A 253-nucleotide genomic window follows, 5' to 3' on the forward strand; every position below is an offset into this window, starting at 1 on the left:
AAAACTGCAAGTTGCAAAAAACTCAAAGCAAATAGCAAAAACTGATTATAACAGTCACTCCCACTTATTTATTTAATGAGATGGGAGTTTTTTATTAAATCAATGTGGGTGCTATTTGACGCTTACAATCCATTCGTTAAGGGCAGTGATTCTATTCTTCATATCTGCGATGGAGAAATAGCCTAACCAGCCTGTGGTGAATACTTTAAGCTCTTTAAGTATCTTTTGAATCGATCTACCACGTTTACGACTT

The 253-nt window shown here is 35.2% G+C and carries 1 protein-coding gene; it reads right to left on the reverse strand.

Features of this window, described 5'->3' with window-relative positions; translation table 11 throughout:
- Positions 1 to 111 precede the first annotated feature (111 nt).
- Positions 112 to 253 (reverse strand): group II intron maturase-specific domain-containing protein (locus tag CDO51_RS15665; RefSeq protein ID WP_205842280.1); only part of this gene is annotated, 142 nt, incomplete at its 5' end.

Origin of the sequence: Natranaerobius trueperi (assembly GCF_002216005.1) — a bacterium.
Classification (GTDB): Bacteria; Bacillota; Natranaerobiia; order Natranaerobiales; family Natranaerobiaceae; genus Natranaerobius_A; species Natranaerobius_A trueperi.